5 tRNA genes are annotated in these 605 nt (G+C 52.2%); all 5 read left to right on the top strand.

From position 1 onward, the window contains the following. Positions 1-85 precede the first annotated feature (85 nt). The 5 genes from ACMX9J_RS27650 to ACMX9J_RS27670 all read left to right on the top strand — a co-directional run bounded on the left by ACMX9J_RS27650 (position 86) and on the right by ACMX9J_RS27670 (position 516). Positions 86-161: transfer RNA gene (locus ACMX9J_RS27650), tRNA-Val, on the top strand. A 3-nt stretch (positions 162-164) separates the two neighbouring features. Continuing rightward, a tRNA-Thr gene (locus ACMX9J_RS27655) sits at positions 165-240 on the top strand. 7 nt (positions 241-247) lie between these two features. Further along, positions 248-323 (top strand) — tRNA-Lys (locus tag ACMX9J_RS27660). Positions 324-336: 13 nt separating this feature from the next. Then, a tRNA-Leu gene (locus ACMX9J_RS27665) sits at positions 337-418 on the top strand. 23 nt (positions 419-441) lie between these two features. After that, positions 442-516 (top strand) — tRNA-Gly (locus ACMX9J_RS27670). The last annotated feature ends 89 nt before the right edge of the window (positions 517-605 follow it).

Below are 605 nucleotides of genomic sequence, written 5' to 3' on the forward strand. Positions count from 1 at the left end.
CGAACACGGAAGTTAAGCTCTTTAGCGCCAATGGTAGTTGGGACTTTGTCCCTGTGAGAGTAGGACGTTGCCAGGCTTTTATATCGGAGGATTAGCTCAGCTGGGAGAGCACCTGCCTTACAAGCAGGGGGTCGGCGGTTCGATCCCGTCATCCTCCACCATTTGCCGGTGTAGCTCAACTGGTAGAGCAACTGACTTGTAATCAGTAGGTTGGGGGTTCAAGTCCTCTTGCCGGCACCAGTTTTTCGAGCCATTAGCTCAGTTGGTAGAGCATCTGACTTTTAATCAGAGGGTCGAAGGTTCGAGTCCTTCATGGCTCACCATTTATATTCACACGCGGGTGTGGCGGAATTGGCAGACGCGCTAGACTTAGGATCTAGTGTCTTACGACGTGGGGGTTCAAGTCCCTTCACCCGCATCTTTACTTAATTTCATATATGCGCGGAAGTAGTTCAGTGGTAGAACACCACCTTGCCAAGGTGGGGGTCGCGAGTTCGAACCTCGTCTTCCGCTCCACGTATATAAGTCCTGCCGGGGTGGTGGAATTGGCAGACACACAGGACTTAAAATCCTGCGGTAGGTGACTACCGTGCCGGTTCAAGTCC

It is taken from the genome of Priestia sp. RMT2NF4 (assembly GCF_047872835.1).
Classification (GTDB): Bacteria; Bacillota; Bacilli; order Bacillales; family Bacillaceae_H; genus Priestia; species Priestia zanthoxyli.